Source organism: Pseudomonas sp. B35(2017), from assembly GCF_002113645.1.
Taxonomy (GTDB): domain Bacteria; phylum Pseudomonadota; class Gammaproteobacteria; order Pseudomonadales; family Pseudomonadaceae; genus Aquipseudomonas; species Aquipseudomonas ekonensis.
In genome coordinates this window covers 55,162-79,118 of sequence record NZ_NEIZ01000019.1, presented here as the reverse complement: position 1 = coordinate 79,118, position 23,957 = coordinate 55,162, and the positions used below count along the sequence as shown (strand labels likewise).

The following is a 23,957-nucleotide window of genomic DNA, read 5'->3' as shown; positions in this document are numbered from 1 at the left end:
GCTTAGAAGTTCACGCCGAAGCTGAGGGCCACGAAGTCGCGGTCATCCACGGTGGTGTACTTGCCGTCGAAGAAGTTGGTGTAGGCCAGGCTCGCGGTGTAGGTGTTCTGGTACTCGGCGTCGAGGCCCAGGCTGATGGCCTTGCGGCCTTCCTCGAAGTTGCCGCCAGGGCCTGGCGAGTAGCCGCTCACGTCGTGGGACCAGGCCACGTTCGGCTTGAGGTTCACGCCGGCGAACACGTCGTTGTATTCCCAGATCGCCCGGCCGCGGTAGCCCCACGAGGTCGAGGTGGTGAAGCCCTCGTTGGTGCAGTTGCGGCTACGGTTGTTGGTCGGGGTGCCGGGGCCTGCGCCGTTGATGGTGCTGGTGTTGAGCGCCACGCAGGTGTCCACCGGACCTGTGAACGGCAGTTCGCCCGGGCCGTAGACCGGATCGCGGCCGTAGCGCACGTCCGAGGTGCTTTCCAGGCCGCCGACGTGGGTCACGCCCACTTCGCCCACCAGGGTCAGGCGGCTGGCGCCCATCACCTGATCGAAGAAGTGCGTCAGGGTGGTCTGGAACTGGGTGATTTCCTTGCGGCGGTAGCCGTGCAGGTCCTGGCCCGGAACGCCGTTGAGCAGCGAAGCGTTGGTCAGGGCGCCGCCCAGCGGCCGCACGCCGGCGAACAGGATGTCGGTGGAGTTCAGCTGCACCGGCGCGTTCGGCCGGTAGCTGATCTCGCCGCTCCACGCCGTGCCGGTGGGCAGGGTGGTGGAGAAGCTCAGCCCGTAGAGGCGGATGTCCTCAGGGTATTCGACGAAGTACTGCGAGTTGCCCGCCACCAGCAGCGGCCCGAGCGCGGCGAACGGCCCCGGCAGCCCGCGCGCGGTGTTGTACACCGACTGCGGCGCGCCGGTGGCGCTGAAGATCGGCGCACGGCTGTGGTAGTTCATGAAGTAGGCGCCGAATTCGGTGTCCAGCGGCTCGAACATGTACTTCAGGGACGCGCCCCACTGGCCGCCGTCACGGGCGTCCCGGTCGCCGCCGCGGCGCACCAGCACGCCTTCCTCGTTGACGTCGACGCCGTTGGCCGCCAATGGCCCCAGGGCGATGGCCGGGATCTGCGAACGCTTGTTCAGCACGCGCAGGTTGTTGTCGCAGCCGTCGGCGATGATGTCCGGCTGGGAGAAGAAGGTGCCGCAGTTGTCGACGACGGTCTGGTCCCATTCGATCTGGTAGAAGGCATCGGCCGACAGGTTGTCGGTCAGACTCTGGGACACGTAGAACATGTTGACCGGGATCAGGCCTTCCTTGATCTCGGCGCCCGGACGGCGGAACGCGGAGACGTCGATCGGGTTGATCGAGTTGATGCCGCCGCCGATGAAGGTGCTTTCGCCCCAGCTCACCACCTGCTTGCCCAGGCGCACGGAGCCCGGCTGATCGGCGATCGAGTAGTTGTGGTAGACGAAGGCGTCGAGGATCTGGCCGCCGGCGGACTTGGCGCCTTCCTTGCGGTTGTTGTCGCTGATGTCCTTGAACTCGCGGCTTTCGTCCTTGAGCTCGAAGTCGTACCAGTACTTGCCCCGGACGAACACGCCGGTGTCGCCGTATTTCAGCTCCAGGTCATGGATGCCCTTGAAGATCTTGGAGAAGGTCTCGCCGCTCTTGAAGTTGGCGTGGCCGTCGTCGGAGGTCTGGGAGAGGCCGTGGCCGCCGTTGTTGACGCCGATGAGGTTCTTGTTCGGCTGCTGGGTCGACCAGCTGGCCCCGATCGACAGGGAGGAGTCGAACTGGCCTTCGATTTCACCGACGTTGAAGCTGACGCCGAATGCAGGCCCGGCGAGCGTGGAGGCGAGACTGACGGCCAGAGGCAGTTTAGCCCGGCGCCAGAACTGGTTAGCTGAATTCATCGACGCTACTCCATGTGCATTATTGTTATGGCAGTGAGTACTTTTAAAAACGCCTGAAGGACCGGACGCCAGGGCTGCCCGAATTCGCTTCAAATTGCATCGCCCCAAATGTGTGCGCGTGTGCCCCGTTCTTAAAAATCCTTGAGCGGACTATAGCCAGCAGGGGGTATCGCTTGATCCCTCTAAAGTGTGATTTGCAGCTGCCGGCCACTCTGGAACAGTCCTTTCGCCAGGCCGACCCATGTCGGCACGGCAAGGATGGCTGAAAATTCGGATTTCACAAGCCAAGCGCTTGCTTGGGGGTGTCTGGCGCGCCGTTTGCGGCGCGCCAGGGGACGCTCAGAGCGTGGAGAGGAAGGCGCTGTTGTTGGTCTGCCACTCGGTGATGTCGAGGCGGATGCGCTTCTTGTCGAGCTTGCCGACGCTGGTCTTGGGAATTTCGGTAACAAGGGCGATCTGGCTCGGGATCGCCCATTTGCTCAGGTGCCCCAGCTCGACGAACGGCTTGAGGTGCTCCTTGAGCTCCCGCGCCCCGATCTCATGCCCCTCGCGGACCACCAGCAGGGCAAACGGCCGCTCGCCCCACTGCGGATCGGGAATGCCCACCACCGCTACTTCGCGTACCGCGACGTGACGGCTGATCAGGTCTTCGAGGTCCAGCGAGGAGATCCATTCGCCGCCGGTCTTGATCACGTCCTTGATGCGGTCGCGGATGTCGATCACGCCCATGCCGTCCAGCGTGGCGACGTCACCGGTGTGCAGCCAGCCGCCGGCCCACAGCTCGGCGCCCTTCTGCGGCTCGTTGAAGTAGCCCTCGGTCAGCCACGGCGCACGCAGCACCAGCTCGCCCTGGGTCTCGCCGTCCGCCGGGAGGAAATTGCCCTCGGCGTCGACGATGGCCGCCTCCACCAGGGGTCCCGGCACCCCTGCCTTGATCCGGTAGGTGGTGCGCTCGTCTTCGCTGCCGGCCATCAGTTCGTCGTTCAGGTGCGCGCAGGACACCAGCGGCCCGGTCTCCGACATGCCGTAGGCGGCGGTCAGCTGAATGCCGCGGGCCTTGGCGGTCTCATACAGGGAACGGTTGAGCGCGCTGCCGCCGATGACGATTTTCCAGCCGCCGAAATCGGTGCCCTGGGCGCCCTTGGCGTTGAGCACCATCTGCAGGATGGTCGGCACGCAGTGGGAGAAGGTGACCTTTTCCTTGCGCCACAGCTCGACCAGGAACTCCGGATCGTAGCGCCCCGGATAGACCTGCTTGAGCCCGAGCATGGTCGCCACGTACGGCAGGCCCCAGGCATGCACGTGAAACATCGGCGTGATCGGCATGTACACGTCGTTGGTGCCCAGCAGCCGCACGCTGTCGATGGCGCCCATGATGGTCGACACGCCCATGGTGTGCAGCACCAGTTGCCGGTGGGTGAAGTACACGCCCTTCGGGTTGCCGGTGGTGCCGGTGGTGTAGAAGGTGGTGGCCACCGAGTTCTCGTCGAAATCCTGGAAGTCGTAGCGCGGGCTGGCGGCAGCCAGGAGTTGCTCGTACTCGCCGACAAGGTTGGGCAGGTCGGCGGTCTTCTCCGGCAGATCCGTCAGCAGCAGGGTCTTCTCCACCGTGGTCAGGTGCGGCGCGATGGCCCGGTACAGGCCGGTGAACTCGCTGTTGACCAGCACGAAGCGGTCCTCGGCGTGGTTCATCGTGTAGAGGATCTGCTCCGGCGACAGGCGCACGTTGATGGTGTGGATCACCGCGCCGATCATCGGGATGGCGAACATGCATTCCAGGTAGCGATGGCTGTCCCAGTCCATCACCGCCACGGTGTCGCCGGCCTTCACGCCCGCCGCCGTCAGCACGTTGGCCAGCCGCGCGACCCGTTCGATCAGGGTCGGGTAGCTGTAGCGCAGCTGGTCGCGGTAGACAATCTCGCGGGTCTTCTCGTAACGGGCGCCGGACATCAGCAGCCGTTTGATCAGCAGCGGGTACTGGTACGCCCCTTCGGCGGGCGGGATGACGCGGGTCTGCAACATAGGAATCCCTTTTCTGACGGCACGGTGTTGGCATTAGAGCTCTACTCTAGAACCGTTGCGTGACAGTCAAATCAGCCAAAGGAATGATTTGCAGAGCGGCGCAAATGCTAGCTTTGCGCCAGCATTTGCGATGGTTCGAACCGGCTCAAGCCATTTGTCCGACAGCCTCTTCCGAAGGCGTGCGTGGGAAAACCGCTGCGGCAAGGAAGGTCAAGGCGCCAAAACCGGCGAGAATCAAGTAAAGGCCCGCGAAGCCATGGCGCGGTTCGACATAGGCGATCAGCGGGATCGCCGTCGCGCTGGCGCCGAACGACAGGCAGTAGCGCAAAGCGAACACCCGGGCCTGCCAGTGCGGCGCGACGAAGTTGGCCACCATCGAATCGTTCACCGTGACCTGACCGAACACCACGAACATGAACGCCGCACCGACGGCGATCACCGCCCAGCCATCGACCCAGGCCAAGGCCAGCAACAACGGTGCCTGGCACAGGGTCAACACCACGAACGGCCATTTCAGGCTGATCCGGTGCAGCACCCGGCCGATGCTCAACTGCGCCACCGCGCCGAAGGCGTAGGCCAGGCTGACCACCACCCCGAGGGTCTGCGGCGAGGCGGCCCATTCATGCAAGCGCTCCTGGAACAGCTTCGGGTAGGTCATGGTGGTGGCGTTGAACACCACTCCGCCGGTGGCCGTGGCCAGCGCCAGCACGCCGAACACCATCGCCATGGAGATGCGCTGGCCCCCGGCGCCCTTGAGCGCAGCGTGGGCACGCACCGGAATCGGTTCGTCACGCACATGGAGGGCAAACCCGATGCCCAGGGCGATGGCCACCGCACCTGGCACCAGGAACGCCGCACGCCAGCCGAACTGCGCCACCAGCAACCCGGTGACCAGCGCCGAGAACGCCACCCCCAGGTTGCCCCACATGCCGTTGATGCCGATCTCGCGCCCGCGGTTCTGCGCATAGGCCACCAGCATCGCCGTGCCCACCGGGTGGTAGATCGCGGCGAAGACACCGGTCAGGGTCAGGCCTGCCACCAGCATCGCGGGGCTTGCGCTCAGGCCGGTGAACATCGCCGAGGCGCCGATGCCGAAAAAGAACACCAGCATCATGTGGCGCCGGCTCCAACGGTCGCCGAGCCACCCGGCCGGCAGCGAGCAGGCGCCGAAGGCGATGAAGCCGCCCAGCGACAGGCCGATCAGCGCGGCGTAGTCGAGCCCGAAGGCTTGGGTCATGCCGAGCACGGCGGCGGGGAAGATCAGCATGAACATGTGATCGATCACATGAGCTGCGTTGATGTAGCGGATGACGGTGGCGGATCGGTTCATGGCGGCACGCTTGATGTTGTTGTGAGCGGCTATGCTAAGTTGGCGAAAAAGCGCAGACCTGCCAATCAAGTCATCGAACCAGACATGTTGATCAGCCATTTCGAACACGGCCCGGTGAGCGCCTACCCCCGGGACTACCTGGACGGCGCCCACCAGCCCTTGCACCTGCATCGCGAGGCGCAGCTGCTGTATGCGGTGCGCGGGGTGATGCGGGTGGTCACGGCCCAAGGCGCCTGGGTGCTGCCGCCGACCCGTGCGGTGTGGATCCCGCCCGAGGTCGCGCACGAGATCTTCATGTCCGGCGACGTGCAGATGCGTTCGCTGTTCATCGCCCCGGAGCTGTCGCCGGCCAGCCTCCAGCAGTGCTGTGTGCTGGCGGTCACGCCGTTGCTGCGCGAATTGATCCTGCGCGCCGTGCAGGGCCCGCCCCACGCGGACAATCCGCTGATCCAGCAACTGATGCTGCAGGAGCTCGCCGGCCTGGAGAACCTGCCGCTGCACATTCCGATGCCCGCCGACCGGCGCCTGCAAGGCATCTGCCTGGCGCTGCTGCAGACCCCCGACCACCCCAACACCCTGGAGGACTGGGCGCAGCAGGCCGGGGCCAGTTCACGGACGCTGGCGCGCCTGTTCCAGCAGCAACTGAAGATGAGTTTCAACGCCTGGCGCCAGCAACTGCGCCTGATGGAAGCCCTGCCCCGCCTGCTCGCCGGGGACAGCGTGCAGCGCGTGGCGCAGGACCTGGGTTACGGCAGCGCGCGGGCGTTCAGCGCGATGTTCCGCCGTTTGCTCGGGGACAATCCCCGGGAGTACCTCAACGCCCTCAACCAGCTCGGGTCGATCAGTGCATCTCGGTGAAGGCCAGCTTCACGCCGATGGCGATCAGCACCGCGCCCATGGTGCGGTCGAACCAGTGGCCCATGCGGGCGAAACCGGCGCGCACGCGCTGCTGGCTGAACAGCAGCGCCACCAGGCAGAACCAGGTCGCGGTGGCCGCCGCCAGGTAGAGGCCGTAGCCGGCCTGCACCGCCAGCGGCGTGTGCGGGTTGATCACCACGGTGAACAGCGACAGGAAAAACAGCGTGGCCTTGGGGTTCAGCCCGTTGGTCACGAAGCCTGAGGTGAACGCGCCGCGGGCGGTGCGCTCGCCGGCCTCCTTGTGCAGATCATCGGTGACGGCCGGCGCCGGTTGCGCGCGCAAGGCCTTGTAGCCGATGTACAGCAGGTACGCGGCGGCGGCCCACTTCAGGGCGTTGAACAGCACGATCGACTGCGACACGATCAGGCCGATGCCCAGCAGCGAGTAGCCCACGTGCAGGAAAATCGCCGTGCCCACGCCCAGCGCCGTCCAGGTGCCGGCGCGCCGGCCGTGGGTCACGCTCTCGCGCACCACCACGGCGAAATCCGGGCCGGGGCTGGCCACGGCCAGCAGGTGGATCAGTGCAACGGTCAAGAACTCGGTCCAGTACATGGGGACTCCTTTGGGTCGAATCGGGCGGATCCGCAGAGCAGAGCCCCCAGCGGGGCGGGCTTCAGCCGTTGCGTATCAATTTGTTTCATCTGGTAGGCTCGGCAGATTACGCCTTCCGTTCACCGCACAAAAGGTACAGTTGATGACGAACGCCCGCCGCGCCGTATTCCTCGATCACCCTTCCCTGGACCTGGGCGATCTCGACCTGAACCCTTTGCGCGAGTGCTTCAGCGACCTGCAACTGTTCGCCCAGACCCTGCCGGAGCAGGTCGCCGAACGCCTGCACGGCGCCACCGTGGCGATCACCAACAAGATCGTCATCGACGCGGCCGCCATGGCGGCCAACCCCGACCTGAAGCTGATCCTGATCACCGCCACCGGCACCAACAACGTCGACCTGGCCGCCGCAAAGGCCCGCGGCATCACCGTGTGCAACTGCCAGGCCTACGGCACGCCGTCGGTGGCGCAGCACACGATCATGCTGCTGCTCAACCTCGCCACCCGTTTGGGTGACTACCGAAAAGCCGTCGGCGAAGGCCGCTGGCAACAGGCCAAACAGTTCTGCCTGCTGGACTACCCGATCGTCGAGCTGGAAGGCAAGACCCTGGGCCTGCTCGGGCACGGCGAACTGGGCGGCGCGGTGGCCCGCCTGGCCGAAGCGTTCGGCATGCGCGTGCTGTCGGGGCAGATTCCGGGACGGCCGCCGCGGCCGGACCGCGTGCCGCTGGCTGAACTGCTGCCCCAGGTCGACGCCCTCACCCTGCACTGCCCGCTCAACGAACACACCCGCCACTTCATCGGTGCCCGGGAACTGGCGTCGATGAAACCCGGCGCGTTCGTGGTCAACACCGCCCGCGGCGGCCTGATCGACGAGCAGGCGCTGGCCGACGCCCTGCGCAGCGGCCACCTCGGCGGCGCCGCCACCGACGTGCTGAGCACCGAGCCGCCGGTCAACGGCAACCCGCTGCTGGCCGCCGACATTCCGCGCCTGATCGTCACCCCGCACAACGCCTGGGGCAGCCGCGAGGCGCGGCAGCGCATCGTCGGGCAACTGACCGAAAACGCCCACGCGTTCTTCAGCGGTGAGGCGCTGCGGGTCGTCAATTGATAGACTGCGGCACTTTTTTACCAAGGAGCAGTTATGGATCCGCGCAGTGAAGTACTGCTTCGTCAGGCCGAGTTATTCCAAGGGTCGGTGCTGCTGGCCGGGTTGCCCGCCGACGATCTGCTCGGGCGCCTGCCCGACGCGTTCGGCTGGTGCTGGCATGCCGGCGATCAGGCCATGCTGGAGGCGCGCTTCGCCGGGCGCAGCCACTTCGGCGTGAACGTCCCCGAGCGCGGGTTCGACAGCGCGGTGGTGTTCCTGCCCAAGGCCAAGGACCTGACCGACTACCTGCTCAACGCCGTGGCCGCGCGCCTGGCCGGGCGCGAGGTGTACCTGGTGGGGGAGAAACGCGGCGGCATCGAAGGCGCAGCCAAGCAGCTCAATCCGTTCGGCAAGCCGCGCAAGCTCGACAGCGCCCGCCATTGCCAGCTCTGGCAGGTGACGGTGGCCGACGCGCCGGCGGCCAAACCGCTGGAAAGCCTGGCCCAGACCTATGAACTGCCGCTGGCCGAAGGGCCGCTCAAGGTGATCAGCCTGCCGGGCGTGTTCAGCCACGGCCGGCTGGACCGCGGCAGCGCCCTGCTGCTGGAGCACCTGGACAAACTGCCCAGCGGCCATCTGCTGGACTTCGGCTGCGGTGCCGGCGTGCTGGGGGCTGCGGTCAAGCGTCGCTACCCGGACACCCAGGTGACCTTGCTGGACGTCGACGCCTTCGCCGCCGCCAGCAGCCGTCTGACCCTGGCGGCCAACGGTCTGGAAGGCGACGTGCTGACCGGCGACGGCATCGATGCCGCCCCGCTGGGCCTGAACGCGATCCTGACCAATCCGCCGTTCCACACCGGGGTGCACACCGACTACCAGGCAACGGAAAACCTGCTGCGAAAAGCAGCCCAACATCTGAAAAATGGTGGCGAACTGCGGTTGGTGGCCAATAGTTTCCTCAAGTACCAACCGTTGATCGAGGAGCATCTGGGCGCCTGTTCGGTGAGGGCCGAAGGCCAGGGGTTCCGGATCTACAGCGCCAAGCGCGGCTGAAAATTTGTACTTGCCCAATCGGATTTGCCTAGGCAGAATCCGCTCCGTCCTAGGGGAGTAGTCTCCCACGAGCGCCTAGCTCGTCCGGCATACGTCAACACACTTGATCCGCAGATCATGGCGTATGCGACCCCAGCGTCCGCACCAGACGGACCGCAGGGTTTGACAAGACCTATGACACGCACACCTTACCCGGGGCGGGAAGGCTGTACGTGTCATAGCCGTGTCGACCCGCCCCTTAGGAAATCCTGATGCTGGACTCGCTGCTCGTTCCCACCGCCATCGTTGCCCTCGCCGAAATCGGCGACAAGACGCAACTGCTCGCGCTCATTCTCGCCGCACGCTTTCGCAAACCCTGGCCGATCATCGCCGGCATCGTCGCCGCGACCCTGGCCAACCATGCGGCCGCCGGTGCGGTCGGCGCCTGGTTCGGCAGTTTCTTCTCCGACTCCGTCCTGCACTGGATCCTCGCGGCCAGCTTCGCCGCCACGGCCCTGTGGACCTTGGTGCCGGACAAGATGGACGACGACGAGGCCAGCACGGCCCGCAAGTTCGGGCCGTTCCTGACCACGCTGATCGCGTTCTTCCTGGCTGAAATCGGTGACAAGACCCAGATCGCCACGGTGATGCTGGCGGCGCAGTACCCGGAGCTGTGGCTGGTGATCATCGGCACCACCGCAGGCATGCTGATCGCCAACGTGCCGGTGGTGCTGGCGGGGAATTTCGCGGCGGAGAAACTGCCGCTGACGCTGATCCGTCGCCTGGCGGCTTCGGCCTTCATGATTCTGGCGATCGTCGCGGTGTACAAGGCGATGCAGAGCAGCGGCTGGGTCTGACGCGGCAAGCCTGCGATGTCGCGTTATCGTTCATCGCGGGCAAGCCCGCTCCCACAGGATTCTGCGGTGACCACAGCCCCAGCATTCACCCGAGATCCCTTGTGGGAGCCAGCCTGCTGGCGATGGCGTCAGTCCGGGCACCACAGGACCAAGACAAGACAGGTGCCCCCCACGGGAATCTGCGCTGAACCGTCCTTGTGGGAGCGGGCTTGCCCGCGAAGGGGCCACCAGCCGCGCAGGGTGTCCATCAGGACTTCGGCGCTTTCTCGTACAACGGCATCACCTTCGGAATCGCCGCCTGCAACGAGGCGATCCGGCTGGACGAGGCCGGGTGCGTGCTCATGAACTCCGGCGGTGCGCCTTCCGAGGCCTTGCTCATCTTGTTCCACAGGGTGATCGCGGCGTTCGGGTTGTAGCTGGCCCGGGCGGCGAGTTCGAGGCCGATCAGGTCGGCTTCGTTTTCGTTGGCGCGGCTGTTGGGCAGGGTCATGCCGTAGTTGGCCACCGTGTCGGCGAGGGCCAGGCTGTCCTGACCCAGGCCGAGCAGCGCACCGGCCCCCTGCTTGGCCATTTCGATGCCGTAGGCCTTGGACATCGCCTCACGACCGTGCTCGCGCAAGGCGTGGGCGATCTCATGACCCATGACCGCGGCGATCTCGTCGTCGGTCAGCTTCAGGCTGTCGATCAGCCCGGTGTAGAAAATGATCTTGCCGCCGGGGCCGCAGTTGGCGTTGAGCTCATCGCTCTTGATCAGGTTGACCTCCCACTTCCACTGCGCAGCGTCCGGACGGAAGTTCGGCGCCTGCGCAATCAGCCGGTTCGCGATGGCCTGAACGCGTTTCGCGTCGTTGCTGGTCTTGTCCAGCACGCCCTTGCCGGACGCCTCGCCCACCGTCTTCTGATAGGACTGGGCATACATCTGGTCGACTTCCTGCGAGGACAGCATGCTGAACATGTACTGCTTGCGTTCCACACCCACGGCGCCGCCGCTGGTGGTGTTGACCGACTGGCAACCGGCCAGCGACAGCGCTGCGCCCAGCGCACCTGCAACCCAAATCTTGTTCATTCAAAAGCTCCCTGGAAACCTGCGCGTATCCTAGGCGGGTAACGGTAGCCGCGCCAGATCCAACAGACGTGTTGCACGTACTTTCAGAAAGCCTCCGCGCCCCTGTAGGAAAAAATTCATACCCGCCGCAATGCCTTCCGCCACTGCGTCGCGCACCGATCCATTTGCGACATCCTTCCTTTATTCCGGCGCAATCCGCTCATGGCTCCGTGCCCGCTGCCGATACATCAGCGCAGACGTCTTCCTGCGTGCGGAGCTCCCATGAAATTCAAGTCGATCCAGTTTTCCGTGGCGGCCCTGGCCGGCGCCATCGTTCTCAGCGTGGTGGCCGCGCTGGTGCTGTATGCGCTGTTCTCCGGCGCCCGGACGCAAGACATGGTGCAGGAACGCACCCAGGCCCAGTTCGAGCAGGTCATTGAACAGCGTCTGACGTCCCTGGCGCAGACCCAGGTCAGCCAGATCCAGCGCGAGCTCGAAGCGCCGCTGCTGATCGCCGGCGGGCTGGTGCGGGTCAACGCCCTGCTCGGCACGCCGGGCGCCGACGGCCAGCCCCGGCTGACCGTCAGCCGCGAGCAGCTGATCAGCCTGATCAAGGAAAACGTCGAGAAGAACCCGAAAATCCTCGGCACCTACATCGGCTGGGAAAAGAACGCCCTGGACCACAACGACGCCGCCTACGTCGGCACCCAGGTGGTGGGCATCGACGCCACCAACGGGCGCTTCCTGCCGTGGTGGTTCCGCAATGACGACGGCACCCTGGGCCTGGACAAACTGGTGGATGTGGACGACCAGAAAGTCCTGTCCACCGGCGTGCGCGCCAGCGAGTACTACCTGTGCTCGAAGGAAACCAAGAAGTCCTGCGTGATCGACCCGGCGCCGTACAAGGTCGGCGACAAGGTCGTGATGCTCGCCTCGTTCATCGAGCCGATCATGCTCAACGGCGCGTTCCAGGGCATCGTCGGCGCCGACCTGTCGGTGAACTTCATCCAGGAGATGCTCCTGGCCGCCAACCAGAAACTGTACGCCGGCGCCGGGCAGATGGCCCTGATCGGCGGCAACGGCCGGATCGTGGCCTACACCAAGGATCCGAGCAAGTTCGGCGAGAAGGTCAGCGACATCCTCGACAGCCAGCAGATCGCCAACATGGCCAATCTCAAGCGCGGCGAAGTCACCTACACCGTCAGCAAGGAACAAGGGCGGATCGAGCTGTACCTGCCGTTCGGCATCGGCCAGACCGACGCGCGCTGGACCTTGATGCTGCAATTGCCGCTGAACGCGGTGATGGCCGACCTGCAGAAACTCCAGGGCGACCTCGACGCCCAGCGCAAATCCGACACTTTCGGCATGGCCATGGTCGGCCTGATCATCGCCGGCCTCGGCCTGCTGGTGATCTGGCTGGTGGGCCACGGCATCGCCCGTCCGCTCAAGCAGATGGTGACCATGCTCGACGACATCGCCCAGGGCGAAGGCGACCTGACCCGCCGCCTGAGCAGCGACCGCAGCGATGAGCTCGGCTCGATCGCCAAAGGCTTCAACACGTTCCTGGCCAAGTTGCAGGCGATGATCACCCAAGTGGTGACGTCGGTGCAGAGCGTCAGCGATTCGTCCGAGCACACCGCCGACATCGCCATCCGCACCAACATCGGCGTGCAGAAGCAGATGGCCGAGATCGACCAGGTGGCCACCGCCGTGCAGGAGATGACCGCCACCGCCCAGGACGTGGCGCGCAACGCGACCCAGGCCGCGCAGGCGGCCAGCCATGCCGACCAGGCCGCGAGCCAAGGCATGCAGATCGTCAGCGACACGTCGAAGTCGATCGGCGTGCTGGCCGTGGAGATCGGCAAGGCCGTGGAAGTGGTGCAGGCACTGGCCAAGGACAGCGAGAACATCAACGCGATCCTCATCGCCATCCGCGCCATCGCCGAGCAGACCAACCTGCTGGCCCTGAACGCGGCCATCGAAGCGGCCCGCGCCGGCGAGCAGGGCCGCGGTTTCGCGGTGGTGGCCGACGAGGTGCGCAACCTGGCGCAGAAGACCCAGCAGGCCACCGAAGAAATCCAGAGCATGATCCAGCAGTTGCAGCAGGGCACCCGCGAAGTGGTGCGGGTCATGGAGGACAGCCAGAGCCGCACCGACGAAAGCGTGCAGCACGCGGCCAAGGCCGCCGAAGCGCTGGAGACCATCACCCAGGCGGTGTCGGTGATCAACGACATGAACACCCAGATCGCCAGCGCCGCCGAGGAACAGAGCGCGGTGGCCGACGACATCAACCGCAACGTGATCAACATCGGCCAGGTGGCCAACGAAGTCGCGGGCGGCGCCGACGAATCGAGTTCGGCCAGCGCCGACCTGACCAAACTTGCGGAGCAGCAGCGCCGGCTGATCAATCAGTTCAAGGTCTGACCGGCGGGAAGGCCCTGCGGGCCTTATCGCGAGCAGGCTCGCTCCCACAGGGGGACGGTGGTGAAAAACTGTGGGAGGCAGCCTGACGCATAGATGCCGAATGGGCCGGCCTCATCGCGGGCAAGCCCGCTCCCACAGGTTTTTGCAGTGAACACAGTTGCGCATGCCCACCAGATCCCTGCTGGCGATGGCGGTGGATCAGGCACAGGTGATGTCGGATGAGCCGGCCTCATCGCTTGCAGGCTCGCTCCCGCAGGGTTCGGTGAGAACCACAGATTCCGCAGGCACCCGCGATCCCCTGTGGGAGCCAGCCTGCTGGCGATGGTGGAGGTTCGGGTTCCGCGTCAGGCCGGGGTCAGGCACTCCGGGCCGTTGAGCTTGGGATCGTTGACCAGGTTGGCCAGCACCCGCTCGCGCAGCGCCACGGGCTCGCCGGCCAGCAGCGCGTGCAAGGCATGCAGCGGCGTTTGCGGATCCAGCCATGCCGCCTGCCCCGCTTCATCCAGGATCAGCGGCCGGCGCTGGCTCATGGCCGGCTGGGTGATGACCGCCGTGCTCAGCCACACCTGCTCCTGCACCGGGTAGGCTTCCCAGATCGCCGCGAAGAACAGCGAAGCGCCCTCCCCCGGCGTCAGCCAGTACGGCCGCTTGCGCGCGCTGCCGCGCCATTCGTAGAAACCGTTGGCCGGCAGCAGGCAACGGCGCTGGCGCAAGGCCTCGCGGAACATCGGTTGCTCGGCGACGGTCTCGGCCCGGGCATGGGCCGGGGTGCGGGACAGGTCGGTCAGCCACGGCGGCGTCAGGCCCCAGCGGGCACGGGCCAGCGTGCGCTGACCGTCGGCTTCGGCGCGCAGCATCAGCACCGAATCGTTGGGGGAAATGTTCCACTGCGCCTGCTGATCGGCCGGGAAACCGGGCAGGGCCGCAAAATCACGGTTCCAGCGGAACAGGGCATAACGTCCACACATGGGGCAACACGGCTCGCAAATAAATCGAACGCCAGCCTAACAGACCAGCGTACCGGGGTAGCTGTCCGGTTCATCGCCGGGCAGCGGCAGCGCGGCATTGTACGCCCGGATCAGTTCGCTGGCGTACTCGGCCTGATCATTGTCGACCGACAGCCCGAGCAGGCCGAAGACCGGCAGCTCGCCCGCCCCGCCGAGCAGGTCGCGGCCCACCAGGTGCGCCTCGATGCCCTCGCTTTCGAGCATGCCCTTGAGCATCTCGCCTTCCATCAGGTTTTCCGGCTCGTAGATCCGCTGCATGCGCGCCCCTCAGTCGTTTTCGCCGTACACGTCGAGCAACCACTCCTCGCCGTGCACCTGCAACACGAACCGGATCGGCTTGCAGCACACTTGGCAGTCTTCGATGTATTCCTGGTCGCCGCCGGACAGGTCCACGGTGGTCTCGACCTCTTCCCCGCAGTACGGGCAATCATAACTTGCGGCTTCCAGCATCGCGGTCTCCCGAGTGACTTGTGCGTATAATCGCCGGTCTGTTTGCAGGGCCTTTTTTGTCTGGCTACCTTTTCAGACCGTGCCCCGTTGGTTTTCGATCAACACCTTTACTTACCCTAGCCGTTTCCAACAAGAGAGCATGATGGGCGAATTCGATGCCATCCGACCTTACGACGACAGCGAAGTACCTGCGGTACTGGCGCGGCTGCTCGGCGACAAGGCGTTTCTAGATATCCTCACCCACTTCCGCTTCCCGCGTTTCGCCGGTGCCTTGGGCTGGATGCTCAAGCCCCTCATCGCCCATCGGCTGCGCCGTGAGTTCGCCGGCGTGACCTCGGTGGCCACCCTGCAGGACAAGGTCGAGTTCTACGTCGACCACACCATCGAGCGGGCCACCGACGGCGTGACCTACACCGGCGTCGAGCAGTTCAAGTCCGGCAGCGCCTACCTGTTCATCGCCAACCACCGCGACATCGTGATGGACCCGGCCTTCGTCAACTACGCCGTGTACCACGCCGGCCTGCCGACCCCGCGCATCGCGATCGGCGACAACCTGCTGCAAAAGCCCTTCGTCAGCGACCTGATGCGCCTGAACAAGAGCTTCATCGTGCACCGTTCGATCACCGGGCGCCGGGAAAAGATGGCGGCGTACCAGCTGTTGTCGGCGTACATCAACCATTCGATCCGCAACGATTGCGCCTCGATCTGGATCGCCCAGGCCGAGGGCCGGGCCAAGGACGGCGACGACCGCACCGAGTCGGCGATCCTCAAGATGTTCCACATGAGCCGCAAGGACGAGCCGTTCGGCGAGGTCATCCAGTCGCTGAACCTGACCCCGGTGTCGATCAGCTACGAATACGACCCGTGCGACCAGGCCAAGGCCCGCGAGCTGTACATCCGCGCCACCACCGGCACCTACAGCAAGGCGCCGGGCGAAGACGACGTGAGCATCGCCAAGGGCATCACCGGCTACAAGGGCCGGGTGCACGTGAACTTCGCCGCGCCGATCACGGCGTTCTACGAAGACACCAAGCAACTGGCGGTGGAGATGGACCGGCAGATCCTCGGCGGCTACCGCCTGTTCCCGGTGCATTACCTGGCGTACGCGCAGTGGGCGGACGCCGATCCGCAGCTGCAGGTGCCCAAGGCCGCCGATGTGTTCGGCGTCGATGAGCTGGCCAAGGCGCGGGAAGAGTGGCAGCGCCGGCTGGACGCCTGCCCCGAGGAGCACCGTCCGTACCTGGTGCTGCAATATGCGACGCCGGTGCGCAATCAGTACCGGGTCAAGGCGGGGTTGCCGCTGTAGGCAGACACAGCAACGGCGCCCTCGGGCGCCGTTCTTCGTGATGGGGCGGGTTCACCCCACGGGGCCTGCACGGCCTTCAGACGCGGGTGCTGATCCAGGACACCAGCAGCGCCAGGCCCAGGCAAGCGAAGCCGAAACGGTAGAAGAACCGGTTCATGCGCAGGGTCGCCCAGTCGAGCACCGGCTCCTGGTCCGGCTGGATCCGGCGCTGGGCGGCGATGTTCGCCAGCGCGCGCTGCTCACGGCGGCGGGTCGCGTGCAGCAGCCAACTGCCCGGGAAGGCGAACGCCAGCGCCAGCAGGTTGATCAACTTGGCGGGATGGGCGGTGAACAACGTCATCAAGTGCAGCGACATCTTTGAGCCTCGAACTGAACCGGTATGGCGAACGCCAGACCGACGACCGCGGCGCGGATTCTAGCGCAACCCTCCCCTGCGTCCCCACCCTTTGCGACAAACAACGGCGCAATCGACCGATGGTTGCCCTGTGTCACGACTTCGTCATTTGCATCGGCCACCATGCGCGCCTCGAAACCGACACGGAACGCAGCATGCTTCACGCCGAAAACCAGGACCGCCTCTACCTCATCACCCCGACCGACGAACAGCAGGCCCTCGTCGGCAGCCTGGCGTTCAACGTGCAGGACCGCCGCTGGCTGGTGTATTGCGCCCTCGGCGGCCATCAGCACGCCGATCTGCCGGAAACCGACCTGCTGACGGGCGTCAGCGTGCTGGACTTCTACTCCCAGGCCGCCTGACGCCCGGCCGCCGTCGAAGCCATCGCCAGCAGGCTGGCTCCCATAACGACCGCGTCGCGTATACGACCGTCGACCGGCTCCTAACCTGTGGGAGCCAGCCTGCTGGCGATGGCGGACTGACATTCAATACGCATGCCGCCTGACACACCCTCATCACGAACAGGCTCCCTGGAGGGGGCAGCGTCCGGCGGCGGACATGAAAAAGCCCGGGGCCATCGCTGGCGCCGGGCTTTTGCGCATCAGGCGAACCGCTTACTCGGCGAGGATCTGGCCGATGCTCGGATCCTTGAACAGACGGGTCAAGGCGTCGCTCAGCACGTCGCTGACCAGTTTGGTGTTGGTTTCCTGGTTCGGCGCCATGCCGAAGCGCTGATCCAGCGAGGCGCCGTAGCGGCCGCTGTAGCGGCGGTTGCCGCTCTGCACGTCGGAGCGGAAGGTCGCGCCGATGGTGGCCTCGGTCACGTACATGCCTTCCTTCGGCGACTGGTACTTGAGCTCGGTCAGGGTCACGGTCAACTGCGGCGCGTTCATGGCGCCGTTGGACGGGGTGAAGCCCAGCAGACGCACGGCCGCCTCGGCCTGGGCCTGCAGCTTGGGCAGGATCTGTTCGCGCTGCACGGTGATGGCGCTGGTCTCAGGGTACAGGCCCCCGCGGGTGCCCAGGGTCGGCGACGGACGGCCGTCCACCACGCGCACCACCACCGGCTGGCCGCGGCCGACTGGTGCCAGTTGGCTGGTCAGCTTCGGTTCCGGGCTCAGCTGTTGCGGGCTGTGGGCGCAGCCGGCCAGGGTCAAACCGGTCACTGTGATCAAACCGAACAACAGGCGTTGCAACATGCTCTTCTCTCCAGAATCAGGCACAGACAGGCCGGCAGTATAGCGGTGGGCCACTGCGGCTCACCAGCACGGAATCTCAGACAGGCCCGGCCCTGGGCGGTTCCTGTCACAGATTGTTCACCGCCCCTACACGATGACGTCATGGCCTGGCGGCAACCTTCGCAGCACGTACTCCAAAAGGTATTTCGCCATGCGCCATCTGATCTCGCTCTTCGCGCCGCGCCCCCTGCACCGCAGCTTCGCCCTGCTCGACCGCAACGGCCATTGCCAGGCGTTCAAGCAATGCAGCCTGCAACCGATGGGCGAAGGCTGGGTGGAAATCGAGGAAATTCGCCTCAACTGGCTGCACAAGCCGCTGCCGGCCAGCGCCCGCGTCGAAGCGTCGCGGCCGCGCGCACGGGCGCAAGCGGTTTTCGGCATCTGACCGGATGCCTAATAAAAGTCATCAAACACGAGCAAATCCCCGCATTTCTTCGATACAATCTCCCCCCGATTATAAGGTCGTCTCCTGATCGGGCCCCGCAACAGCGTCAATGCCCAGGCATTGGCATCCGAAACCGCCCACAGAGAGCCGCCCACACAGATCGAGTGAAGCCGGCGCGCTTGCTGTTTCCCAGGCAAAAACCCGCTTTTCGCGAATCTGCAGAGCTGTCATGACGCTCGGTCACTGAGTTGTTTGCCCGTGTTGCCCGCCCCGTGTTCACCGGCGGCCATCCATCCGGGCACGGTGCCCGGCCGGGGCAGCCCTTTTTGAGGTTCACGTCTTCAAAAGAGCGTGAAAAAAACGGGTTTTCACAACTTCACAAGAGTGTGGCGAGCAAATGAATAGTTTTGCGTCTGAACATGCACCATTAGCGTCTACAACAGCCCAACGACACAGGACCGCGTACGCCTCGAACACCGGAGCCTGATGCCTGTCCGCTACGGATTTGGTTGCACGAACGGATGACTCGACCATAAGTCGAATTGCCAGCCGCGCGCCGAAATGAGTTCATGGAACTCATGAGGCCGGGCCGTCTGCATCCGTCGAAGTTGCGAAAAATTGCGAAGATTCGGACATGGCGATCCTGGCCATGGGTTACCTGGGGCGCCACTGACCTGCCCCGGAACACCTGGCAGCCATGCCGACAATTTGGTGCTGCAGATTTTGGAGACGCGTTAAATGGCGCATAACGAAGCAGTCGACGTAGTTCTGGTAGGGGCCGGCATCATGAGCGCCACCCTTGCGGTGCTGCTCAAGGAGCTCGACCCGGCGATCAAGCTGGAAGTCGTCGAGCTGATGGATTCCGGAGCCGCGGAGAGTTCCAACCCGTGGAACAACGCGGGCACCGGCCACGCCGGCCTGTGCGAGCTGAACTACACGCCGCAGGCTGCCGACGGCACCGTCGACATCAAGAAGGCCGTGCACATCAACACCCAGTTCGAGGTGTCGAAGCAGTTCTGGTCCTACCTGACCCGCAAGGGCACGTTCGGCTCGTGCAAATCGTTCATCAGCCCGGTGCCGCACCTGAGCTATGTCGAAGGCGACAAAGGCGTGTCGTTCCTCAAGGAACGCTTCAAGGTGCTGAGCAAGCACCACGCGTTCGCCGATATGGAATACACCGAAGACAAGGCCAAGATGGCCGAGTGGATGCCGCTGATGATGCCGGGCCGCCCGGCCGATCAGGTGCTGGCCGCCACCCGCGTGCTCAATGGCACCGACGTCAACTTCGGCGCCCTCACCAATCAGTTGCTCAAGCACCTGACCAGCGCACCCGATGCCCAGGTCAAGTACTGCAAGCGCGTGACCGGCCTCAAGCGCAACGGCAACGGCTGGACCGTCAGCATCAAGGACGTCAACAGCGGCAACAGCCGTGAAGTCGACGCCAAGTTCGTGTTCCTCGGCGCCGGCGGCGCAGCCCTGCCGCTGCTGCAGGCTTCGGGCATCGAAGAGAGCAAAGGCTTCGGCGGCTTCCCGATCAGCGGCCAGTGGCTGCGCTGCGACAACCCGGAAGTGGTCAAGCACCACCAGGCCAAGGTCTACAGCCAGGCCGCCGTGGGTTCGCCGCCGATGTCCGTGCCGCACCTGGACACCCGCGTGGTCGACGGCAAGAAATCCCTGCTGTTCGGGCCGTACGCCGGCTTCACCACCAAGTTCCTCAAGCACGGTTCGTTCATGGACCTGCCGATGTCGGTGCGCGCCGGCAACATCGGCCCGATGCTGGCCGTGGCGAAGAACAACATGGACCTGACCAAGTACCTGGTCAGCGAAGTGATGCAGTCGATGGAGCAGCGCCTGGAGTCCCTGCGCCGCTTCTACCCGCAGGCGAAAGCCGAGGACTGGCGCCTGGAAGTGGCCGGCCAGCGGGTGCAGATCATCAAGAAAGACCCGAAAAAGGGCGGCATCCTGCAGTTCGGCACCGAACTGGTGGCGGCGAAGGACGGTTCTCTGGCCGCCCTGCTCGGCGCTTCGCCAGGCGCCTCCGTGACCGTGTCGATCATGCTCGAGTTGATCGAGAAATGCTTCCCGGCCAAGGCCAAGGGCGAGTGGGCCGCCAAACTGGCGGAAATCTTCCCGGCCCGTGAAAAGGCGCTGGAAACCGATGCTGCGCTGTACCGCAAGATCAACACGCAGAACAACATCGCCCTGGAGCTGGTCGAGGAAAGCAGCGAGACCCCAAGCTTCGCTTGATCGCGCCCCATGAAAAACGCCCCGCACTCAGTGAGTGCGGGGCGTTTTTTTATGCCTGTGGCGAGGGCGGTCAGCCGCGGGCCTTCTCGATCAGCTCGATGTACTCCGGCGCGTTGCGCTGATCGCGGACCAGCTCGACGAAGGTCTTGCCCTGCTCGTCCTTGCCGTCCAGATCCAGGCCGGCGGCCACGAAAAACGTCAGGAAGCGCTCGAAGTCGTCGATGCGCAGACCGCGATAGGCCTTGATCAGTTTGTGCAGCGACGGCGAGGTGGCATCGGCCGGCTCGAAGTCCAGGAACAGTTTGATCTGCTCATCGCCGATCTCGTCACCAATCACTTGCTTCTTATCTTTACGCATTGCCGACTCCAGCTCGCGGACATTTCACGGGGCGGGCAGTTTACCCCCGCGCAGGCTCGGCGCTCAACGCGAGCGCACGGCCCCGGTGTGCAAATCGGCCCAGATGTGGCCGTTGGCGTAGCTGAGGAACTGGACATACACCGTGTCGTTGCGCAGCAGATCGATCACCACCCGGTACTGGGCCAGCGGGTAGAACAGCGTGAGGATCTTGGCCTTGTCGTCATACGCCGGTTTCTTCAGGCTTTTGCTTTCGCCGTCGAAATTGACCAGAACCTGCGTGACCGTCGCGCCCTTGTTCAAGGACTTGCCCTTGAGGCGGATCATCAGCGACGAGGTGACCGGGATCGGCTGCTGGTTGGACTGACGCTGGGCCCCCACCACCACCGAATAGTCGGTGACCTGCAGCAATTGCTGCTGCTCGGGTTCGGCGTCGCGCAGGGTCAGGTCGTCCGGCGGCAAGAACTGGCTGTGCAGGGGCGCGGCGGCCAGGGGCAGGCTGAGGGTCAGGAACAAGGCGGCGCAGCTGCGGATCAAGAGGCTCATGACAGGCTCCGGGGGCGGGGCCGAGCACTCTAGCATGGGCTTGCGGGGGGATCAGCAGGTGCCTTCACTGACGCCATCGCCAGCAGGCTGGCTCCCACAGGGATGTGGGAACGGGCTTGCCCGCTCCCACAGGGTAAGGCTGCGGCGGGATTACATGCCTTTGACGGCGAAGATCCCGTTGGCGTTGCGCCAGTAGCCCTTGTAGTCCATGCCGTAGCCGAAGATGTAGCGGTCGACGCAGGGCAGGCCCACGAAGTCGGCCTTCAGGTCAGGCCGCGCCTTGCGGTCGTGATCCTTGTCGATCAGCACGGCAGTGTGCACCTGACGGGCGCCGGCGTGCTTGCAGAAGTCGATGATCGCGCCCAGGGTGTGGCCCTCGTCGAGGATGTCGTCGATGATCAGCACGTCGCGGTCGATGAACGAGACTTCCGGCTTGGCCTTCCAGAACAGGTCGCCGCCGGTGGTTTCGTTGCGGTAGCGGGTCGCGTGAAGGTAGGACGACTCCAGCGGGAACTGCAGGTGGGTCAGCAGCTTGCCGGAGAAGATCAGGCCGCCGTTCATCACACAGAACACCACCGGATTGCGGTCTGCCAATTGCTCGTTGATTTGCGCACCGACGCGGGCGATGGCCGCCTCGACTTCAGCTTCGGTGTACAGGCAGTCAGCCTCTCGCATGATTTGACGGATATGCTCGAGATCAGCGGACATGGCGCTCTCCAGGGGGACTTTATAGGGGGGGCTAGTTTGGAAAAGCGGGCAAAGGTACGCATCCCGAACGGCCGAATCAAGCTTTTGTGGACTAACGTACTGTATGTCCTATAGGACATCACTCTCGGATAGATTAATCTAGGCCGGTTTTTTTGCCCGCCGCCGGAGCCTTTCCCATGCCCATCCTCGAGATCCGCCATCCGCTGATCCGCCACAAGCTCGGCCTCATGCGCCGCGCCGACATCAGCACCAAGAATTTCCGCGAGCTCGCTCAGGAAGTCGGCGCCCTGTTGACCTATGAAGCCACCAAAGACCTGCCCCTGGAGACCTATGACATCCCAGGCTGGTGCGGCACCGTGTCGGTCGAGAAGATCGCCGGCAAGAAGATCACCGTCGTGCCGATCCTGCGCGCCGGCATCGGCATGCTCGAAGGCGTACTGAGCCTGATCCCGGGCGCCAAGGTCAGCGCCGTGGGCGTGGCCCGCAACGAAGAGACGCTGCAGGCTCACACTTACCTTGAGAAACTCGTCCCGGAGATCGACGAGCGCCTGGCGATGATCATCGACCCGATGCTCGCCACCGGCAGCTCCATGGTCGCCACCATCGACCTGCTGAAGAAAGCAGGCTGCAAGGACATCCGCGCCATGGTGCTGGTGGCTGCGCCCGAAGGCATCGCCGCAGTCGAGCAGGCTCACCCGGACGTGACCATCTATACCGCTTCCATCGACCAGAAACTGAACGAACACGGTTACATCATCCCAGGGCTTGGCGATGCCGGTGACAAGATCTTCGGCACCAAGCAGAAGGACGCGTGACCATGCAGGACGAGTTCAACGATCCGCTCTGGCGCCAGGTGCTGTCCGGCGCGCAGATGCTGTTCGTGGCCTTCGGCGCCCTGGTGCTGATGCCGCTGATCACCGGGCTTGACCCGAACGTGGCGCTGTTCACCGCAGGCCTCGGCACCATCCTCTTCCAAATCGTCACCGGGCGTCAGGTGCCGGTGTTCCTGGCCTCGAGCTTCGCCTTCATCACCCCGATCATTCTCGCCAAGGGCCAGTTCGGCCTGGCCGCGACCATGGGCGGCGTGATGGCGGCCGGTTTCGTCTACACCTTCCTCGGCCTGGCCGTGAAGATCAAGGGCACCGGGTTCATCGACCGTCTGCTGCCGCCGGTGGTGATCGGCCCCGTGATCATCTCCATCGGCCTGGCCATGGCGCCTATCGCCGCGAACATGGCGATGGGCAAGGCCGGCGACGGCTCCGAACTGATCCACTACCAGACCGCAATGATGATCTCGATGCCGGCACTGCTGACCACGCTGATCGTGGCGGTGTTCGGCAAAGGCATTTTCCGCCTGGTGCCGATCATCTCCGGCGTGCTGGTGGGCTTTGCGCTGTCGTTCTGGTTCGGCGTGGTCGACACCGCGAAGATCGCCGCGGCCCCGTGGTTCGCCCTGCCGAACTTCACCGCACCGGAGTTCAACTGGCAGGCGATCCTGTTCATCGTCCCGGTGGCCCTGGCCCCGGCCATCGAGCACATCGGCGGCGTGATCGCGGTGGGCAGCGTGACCGGCCGCGACTACCTGAAGAAGCCGGGCCTGCACCGCACCCTGTTCGGTGACGGCATCGCCACCACGGCGGCCGGCCTGTTCGGCGGCCCGCCCAACACCACCTACGCCGAAGTCACTGGCGCGGTGATGCTGACCAAGAACTACAACCCGAAAATCATGACCTGGGCGGCGATCTTCGCCATCAGCCTGGCGTTCATCGGCAAGTTCGGCGCGTTGCTGCAGAGCATTCCGGTGCCGGTGATGGGCGGGATCCTGTGCCTGCTGTTCGGCTCGATCGCGGCGGTGGGGATGAACACCCTGATCCGCCACAAGATCGACCTGGGCGAGGCGCGCAACCTGGTGATCGTGTCCGTGACCCTGGTGTTCGGCATCGGCGGCGTACTGATCGGCACCGGCAACGGCCCGGACGACTTCGGCCTCAAAGGCATCGCGCTGTGCGCGGTGGTGGCGATTGCGCTGAACCTGATCCTGCCGGGCAACGACAGCTGGAAGCACAAGAAGGCGGATGAGCCGCTGCTCTAAGGCTTCGGCCTGAAAGTAAACCATCGCCAGCAGGCGGGCTCCCACAGCAGGTGTTCAGTGAACCTCTGTGGA

At 64.9% G+C, this 23,957-nt stretch carries 24 protein-coding genes, 1 pseudogene and 1 riboswitch; of the genes and pseudogenes, 12 read left to right on the top strand and 13 right to left on the bottom strand.

The window, feature by feature from the left end; genetic code table 11:
- Positions 1-2: 2 nt before the first annotated feature.
- From CAG41_RS24180 to CAG41_RS24170, 3 genes are all read right to left on the bottom strand, one after another.
- On the bottom strand, positions 3-1,889 hold the full coding sequence (locus CAG41_RS24180) for a DUF1302 domain-containing protein (RefSeq protein WP_085584791.1): 1,887 nt from the start codon (positions 1,887-1,889) through the stop codon (positions 3-5).
- 339 nt (positions 1,890-2,228) lie between these two features.
- The gene (locus CAG41_RS24175) at positions 2,229-3,911 is read right to left on the bottom strand and encodes a fatty acid--CoA ligase (protein ID WP_085584789.1); all 1,683 of its coding nucleotides are present in this window, start codon (positions 3,909-3,911) and stop codon (positions 2,229-2,231) included.
- 145 nt (positions 3,912-4,056) lie between these two features.
- Positions 4,057-5,241, bottom strand: coding sequence for an MFS transporter (locus CAG41_RS24170; protein WP_085707551.1), 1,185 nt, complete (start codon positions 5,239-5,241; stop codon positions 4,057-4,059).
- Between the two features lie 84 nt (positions 5,242-5,325).
- On the opposite strand from CAG41_RS24170, the gene CAG41_RS24165 reads away from it, so the two are divergent.
- Positions 5,326-6,099, top strand: coding sequence for a helix-turn-helix domain-containing protein (locus CAG41_RS24165; RefSeq protein WP_085640799.1), 774 nt, complete (start codon positions 5,326-5,328; stop codon positions 6,097-6,099).
- Here CAG41_RS24165 and CAG41_RS24160 read toward each other — a convergent pair.
- A complete protein-coding gene (locus tag CAG41_RS24160; protein WP_085629390.1) occupies positions 6,083-6,712 on the bottom strand; it encodes a LysE family translocator in 630 nt (209 codons plus the stop codon). The two genes, CAG41_RS24165 and CAG41_RS24160, sit on opposite strands and share 17 nt — an antisense overlap.
- Positions 6,713-6,854: 142 nt before the next feature.
- Between CAG41_RS24160 and CAG41_RS24155 the strand changes: the two genes are divergently transcribed.
- The 3 genes from CAG41_RS24155 (at position 6,855) to CAG41_RS24145 (ending at position 9,688) form a co-directional block, all read left to right on the top strand.
- Complete coding sequence (locus tag CAG41_RS24155) at positions 6,855-7,820, top strand: 2-hydroxyacid dehydrogenase (RefSeq protein WP_085629388.1); 966 nt, start codon at positions 6,855-6,857, stop codon at positions 7,818-7,820.
- A 33-nt stretch (positions 7,821-7,853) separates the two neighbouring features.
- A complete protein-coding gene (locus CAG41_RS24150) occupies positions 7,854-8,852 on the top strand; it encodes a class I SAM-dependent methyltransferase (RefSeq protein WP_085629386.1) in 999 nt (332 codons plus the stop codon).
- 40 nt (positions 8,853-8,892) lie between these two features.
- A riboswitch (yybP-ykoY riboswitch) is annotated at positions 8,893-9,015 on the top strand.
- An 88-nt stretch (positions 9,016-9,103) separates the two neighbouring features.
- Positions 9,104-9,688: a TMEM165/GDT1 family protein gene (locus tag CAG41_RS24145; protein ID WP_085584777.1), complete on the top strand. Its 585-nt coding sequence runs from the start codon at positions 9,104-9,106 to the stop codon at positions 9,686-9,688.
- 247 nt (positions 9,689-9,935) lie between these two features.
- Here CAG41_RS24145 and CAG41_RS24140 read toward each other — a convergent pair whose 3' ends face one another.
- Positions 9,936-10,754 (bottom strand): M48 family metallopeptidase, encoded by an 819-nt coding sequence (locus CAG41_RS24140; protein WP_085707550.1) that lies wholly within the window; start codon positions 10,752-10,754, stop codon positions 9,936-9,938.
- A 201-nt stretch (positions 10,755-10,955) separates the two neighbouring features.
- Between CAG41_RS24140 and CAG41_RS29300 the strand changes: the two are divergent.
- Together CAG41_RS29300 and CAG41_RS29295 are read left to right on the top strand one after the other, a co-directional pair.
- Positions 10,956-12,302: pseudogene (locus CAG41_RS29300) on the top strand (HAMP domain-containing protein); the annotation flags it as partial.
- Positions 12,303-12,314: 12 nt separating this feature from the next.
- Complete coding sequence (locus CAG41_RS29295; RefSeq protein ID WP_371856116.1) at positions 12,315-13,157, top strand: methyl-accepting chemotaxis protein; 843 nt, start codon at positions 12,315-12,317, stop codon at positions 13,155-13,157.
- A gap of 344 nt (positions 13,158-13,501) precedes the next feature.
- On the opposite strand, the gene CAG41_RS24130 is transcribed toward CAG41_RS29295, so the two are convergent.
- From CAG41_RS24130 to CAG41_RS24120, 3 genes are read right to left on the bottom strand one after another with little or no spacing between them, the layout of a single operon-like run.
- Positions 13,502-14,125: an SOS response-associated peptidase gene (locus CAG41_RS24130; protein ID WP_085584771.1), complete on the bottom strand. Its 624-nt coding sequence runs from the start codon at positions 14,123-14,125 to the stop codon at positions 13,502-13,504.
- 36 nt (positions 14,126-14,161) lie between these two features.
- On the bottom strand, positions 14,162-14,422 hold the full coding sequence (locus CAG41_RS24125) for a putative signal transducing protein (RefSeq protein ID WP_085584769.1): 261 nt from the start codon (positions 14,420-14,422) through the stop codon (positions 14,162-14,164).
- Between the two features lie 9 nt (positions 14,423-14,431).
- Positions 14,432-14,614 (bottom strand): CPXCG motif-containing cysteine-rich protein, encoded by a 183-nt coding sequence (locus CAG41_RS24120; RefSeq protein ID WP_085584767.1) that lies wholly within the window; start codon positions 14,612-14,614, stop codon positions 14,432-14,434.
- 139 nt (positions 14,615-14,753) lie between these two features.
- Here CAG41_RS24120 and CAG41_RS24115 point away from each other — a divergent pair, with 139 nt between their 5' ends.
- Entirely contained in the window at positions 14,754-15,920 is a 1,167-nt protein-coding gene (locus CAG41_RS24115) for a 1-acyl-sn-glycerol-3-phosphate acyltransferase (RefSeq protein ID WP_085584765.1), read from the top strand.
- A 76-nt stretch (positions 15,921-15,996) separates the two neighbouring features.
- On the opposite strand, the gene CAG41_RS24110 is transcribed toward CAG41_RS24115, so the two are convergent.
- Positions 15,997-16,275: a hypothetical protein gene (locus CAG41_RS24110; RefSeq protein ID WP_085584763.1), complete on the bottom strand. Its 279-nt coding sequence runs from the start codon at positions 16,273-16,275 to the stop codon at positions 15,997-15,999.
- 194 nt (positions 16,276-16,469) lie between these two features.
- Between CAG41_RS24110 and CAG41_RS24105 the strand changes: the two genes are divergently transcribed.
- Positions 16,470-16,676 (top strand): hypothetical protein, encoded by a 207-nt coding sequence (locus CAG41_RS24105; RefSeq protein ID WP_085584935.1) that lies wholly within the window; start codon positions 16,470-16,472, stop codon positions 16,674-16,676.
- Positions 16,677-16,928: 252 nt separating this feature from the next.
- Here CAG41_RS24105 and CAG41_RS24100 read toward each other — a convergent pair whose 3' ends face one another.
- The gene (locus CAG41_RS24100; protein WP_085584761.1) at positions 16,929-17,513 is read right to left on the bottom strand and encodes a YajG family lipoprotein; all 585 of its coding nucleotides are present in this window, start codon (positions 17,511-17,513) and stop codon (positions 16,929-16,931) included.
- Between the two features lie 190 nt (positions 17,514-17,703).
- Here CAG41_RS24100 and CAG41_RS24095 point away from each other — a divergent pair, with 190 nt between their 5' ends.
- Both CAG41_RS24095 and mqo read left to right on the top strand, forming a co-directional pair.
- Complete coding sequence (locus tag CAG41_RS24095) at positions 17,704-17,937, top strand: hypothetical protein (RefSeq protein WP_085584759.1); 234 nt, start codon at positions 17,704-17,706, stop codon at positions 17,935-17,937.
- 738 nt (positions 17,938-18,675) lie between these two features.
- Positions 18,676-20,184, top strand: a complete 1,509-nt coding sequence (gene mqo / locus CAG41_RS24090) for a malate dehydrogenase (quinone) (RefSeq protein ID WP_085707549.1) — start codon at positions 18,676-18,678, stop codon at positions 20,182-20,184.
- A gap of 70 nt (positions 20,185-20,254) precedes the next feature.
- Here mqo and CAG41_RS24085 read toward each other — a convergent pair whose 3' ends face one another.
- The 3 genes from CAG41_RS24085 to CAG41_RS24075 all read right to left on the bottom strand — a co-directional run bounded on the left by CAG41_RS24085 (position 20,255) and on the right by CAG41_RS24075 (position 21,793).
- Positions 20,255-20,542, bottom strand: a complete 288-nt coding sequence (locus CAG41_RS24085) for a PA4642 family protein (protein WP_085707548.1) — start codon at positions 20,540-20,542, stop codon at positions 20,255-20,257.
- A gap of 63 nt (positions 20,543-20,605) precedes the next feature.
- The gene (locus CAG41_RS24080; RefSeq protein WP_085707547.1) at positions 20,606-21,085 is read right to left on the bottom strand and encodes a hypothetical protein; all 480 of its coding nucleotides are present in this window, start codon (positions 21,083-21,085) and stop codon (positions 20,606-20,608) included.
- Positions 21,086-21,235: 150 nt separating this feature from the next.
- A complete protein-coding gene (locus tag CAG41_RS24075) occupies positions 21,236-21,793 on the bottom strand; it encodes a hypoxanthine-guanine phosphoribosyltransferase (protein ID WP_085629378.1) in 558 nt (185 codons plus the stop codon).
- 176 nt (positions 21,794-21,969) lie between these two features.
- On the opposite strand from CAG41_RS24075, the gene upp reads away from it, so the two are divergent.
- Entirely contained in the window at positions 21,970-22,608 is a 639-nt protein-coding gene (gene upp, locus CAG41_RS24070) for a uracil phosphoribosyltransferase (protein ID WP_085584749.1), read from the top strand.
- 2 nt (positions 22,609-22,610) lie between these two features.
- Positions 22,611-23,885, top strand: a complete 1,275-nt coding sequence (locus tag CAG41_RS24065; RefSeq protein WP_085584747.1) for a uracil-xanthine permease family protein — start codon at positions 22,611-22,613, stop codon at positions 23,883-23,885.
- Positions 23,886-23,957 lie beyond the last annotated feature (72 nt).

What these genes read in the sequence shown, in the direction of transcription:
- upp (WP_085584749.1), top strand. Translation starts at nt 21,970, where the DNA reads ATGCCCATCCTCGAGATCCGCCATCCGCTGATCCGCCACAAGCTCGGC.
- CAG41_RS24165 (WP_085640799.1), top strand. Translation starts at nt 5,326, where the DNA reads ATGTTGATCAGCCATTTCGAACACGGCCCGGTGAGCGCCTACCCCCGG.
- CAG41_RS24180 (WP_085584791.1), bottom strand. Translation starts at nt 1,889, where the DNA reads ATGAATTCAGCTAACCAGTTCTGGCGCCGGGCTAAACTGCCTCTGGCC.
- CAG41_RS24095 (WP_085584759.1), top strand. Translation starts at nt 17,704, where the DNA reads ATGCGCCATCTGATCTCGCTCTTCGCGCCGCGCCCCCTGCACCGCAGC.
- CAG41_RS24115 (WP_085584765.1), top strand. Translation starts at nt 14,754, where the DNA reads ATGATGGGCGAATTCGATGCCATCCGACCTTACGACGACAGCGAAGTA.
- CAG41_RS24150 (WP_085629386.1), top strand. Translation starts at nt 7,854, where the DNA reads ATGGATCCGCGCAGTGAAGTACTGCTTCGTCAGGCCGAGTTATTCCAA.
- CAG41_RS24105 (WP_085584935.1), top strand. Translation starts at nt 16,470, where the DNA reads ATGCTTCACGCCGAAAACCAGGACCGCCTCTACCTCATCACCCCGACC.
- CAG41_RS24140 (WP_085707550.1), bottom strand. Translation starts at nt 10,754, where the DNA reads ATGAACAAGATTTGGGTTGCAGGTGCGCTGGGCGCAGCGCTGTCGCTG.
- mqo (WP_085707549.1), top strand. Translation starts at nt 18,676, where the DNA reads ATGGCGCATAACGAAGCAGTCGACGTAGTTCTGGTAGGGGCCGGCATC.
- CAG41_RS24175 (WP_085584789.1), bottom strand. Translation starts at nt 3,911, where the DNA reads ATGTTGCAGACCCGCGTCATCCCGCCCGCCGAAGGGGCGTACCAGTAC.
- CAG41_RS24145 (WP_085584777.1), top strand. Translation starts at nt 9,104, where the DNA reads ATGCTGGACTCGCTGCTCGTTCCCACCGCCATCGTTGCCCTCGCCGAA.
- CAG41_RS24085 (WP_085707548.1), bottom strand. Translation starts at nt 20,542, where the DNA reads ATGCGTAAAGATAAGAAGCAAGTGATTGGTGACGAGATCGGCGATGAG.
- CAG41_RS24155 (WP_085629388.1), top strand. Translation starts at nt 6,855, where the DNA reads ATGACGAACGCCCGCCGCGCCGTATTCCTCGATCACCCTTCCCTGGAC.
- CAG41_RS24075 (WP_085629378.1), bottom strand. Translation starts at nt 21,793, where the DNA reads ATGTCCGCTGATCTCGAGCATATCCGTCAAATCATGCGAGAGGCTGAC.
- CAG41_RS24110 (WP_085584763.1), bottom strand. Translation starts at nt 16,275, where the DNA reads ATGTCGCTGCACTTGATGACGTTGTTCACCGCCCATCCCGCCAAGTTG.
- CAG41_RS24120 (WP_085584767.1), bottom strand. Translation starts at nt 14,614, where the DNA reads ATGCTGGAAGCCGCAAGTTATGATTGCCCGTACTGCGGGGAAGAGGTC.
- CAG41_RS29295 (WP_371856116.1), top strand. Translation starts at nt 12,315, where the DNA reads ATGATCACCCAAGTGGTGACGTCGGTGCAGAGCGTCAGCGATTCGTCC.
- CAG41_RS24080 (WP_085707547.1), bottom strand. Translation starts at nt 21,085, where the DNA reads ATGAGCCTCTTGATCCGCAGCTGCGCCGCCTTGTTCCTGACCCTCAGC.
- CAG41_RS24100 (WP_085584761.1), bottom strand. Translation starts at nt 17,513, where the DNA reads ATGTTGCAACGCCTGTTGTTCGGTTTGATCACAGTGACCGGTTTGACC.
- CAG41_RS24065 (WP_085584747.1), top strand. Translation starts at nt 22,611, where the DNA reads ATGCAGGACGAGTTCAACGATCCGCTCTGGCGCCAGGTGCTGTCCGGC.
- CAG41_RS24160 (WP_085629390.1), bottom strand. Translation starts at nt 6,712, where the DNA reads ATGTACTGGACCGAGTTCTTGACCGTTGCACTGATCCACCTGCTGGCC.
- CAG41_RS24170 (WP_085707551.1), bottom strand. Translation starts at nt 5,241, where the DNA reads ATGAACCGATCCGCCACCGTCATCCGCTACATCAACGCAGCTCATGTG.
- CAG41_RS24130 (WP_085584771.1), bottom strand. Translation starts at nt 14,125, where the DNA reads ATGTGTGGACGTTATGCCCTGTTCCGCTGGAACCGTGATTTTGCGGCC.
- CAG41_RS24125 (WP_085584769.1), bottom strand. Translation starts at nt 14,422, where the DNA reads ATGCAGCGGATCTACGAGCCGGAAAACCTGATGGAAGGCGAGATGCTC.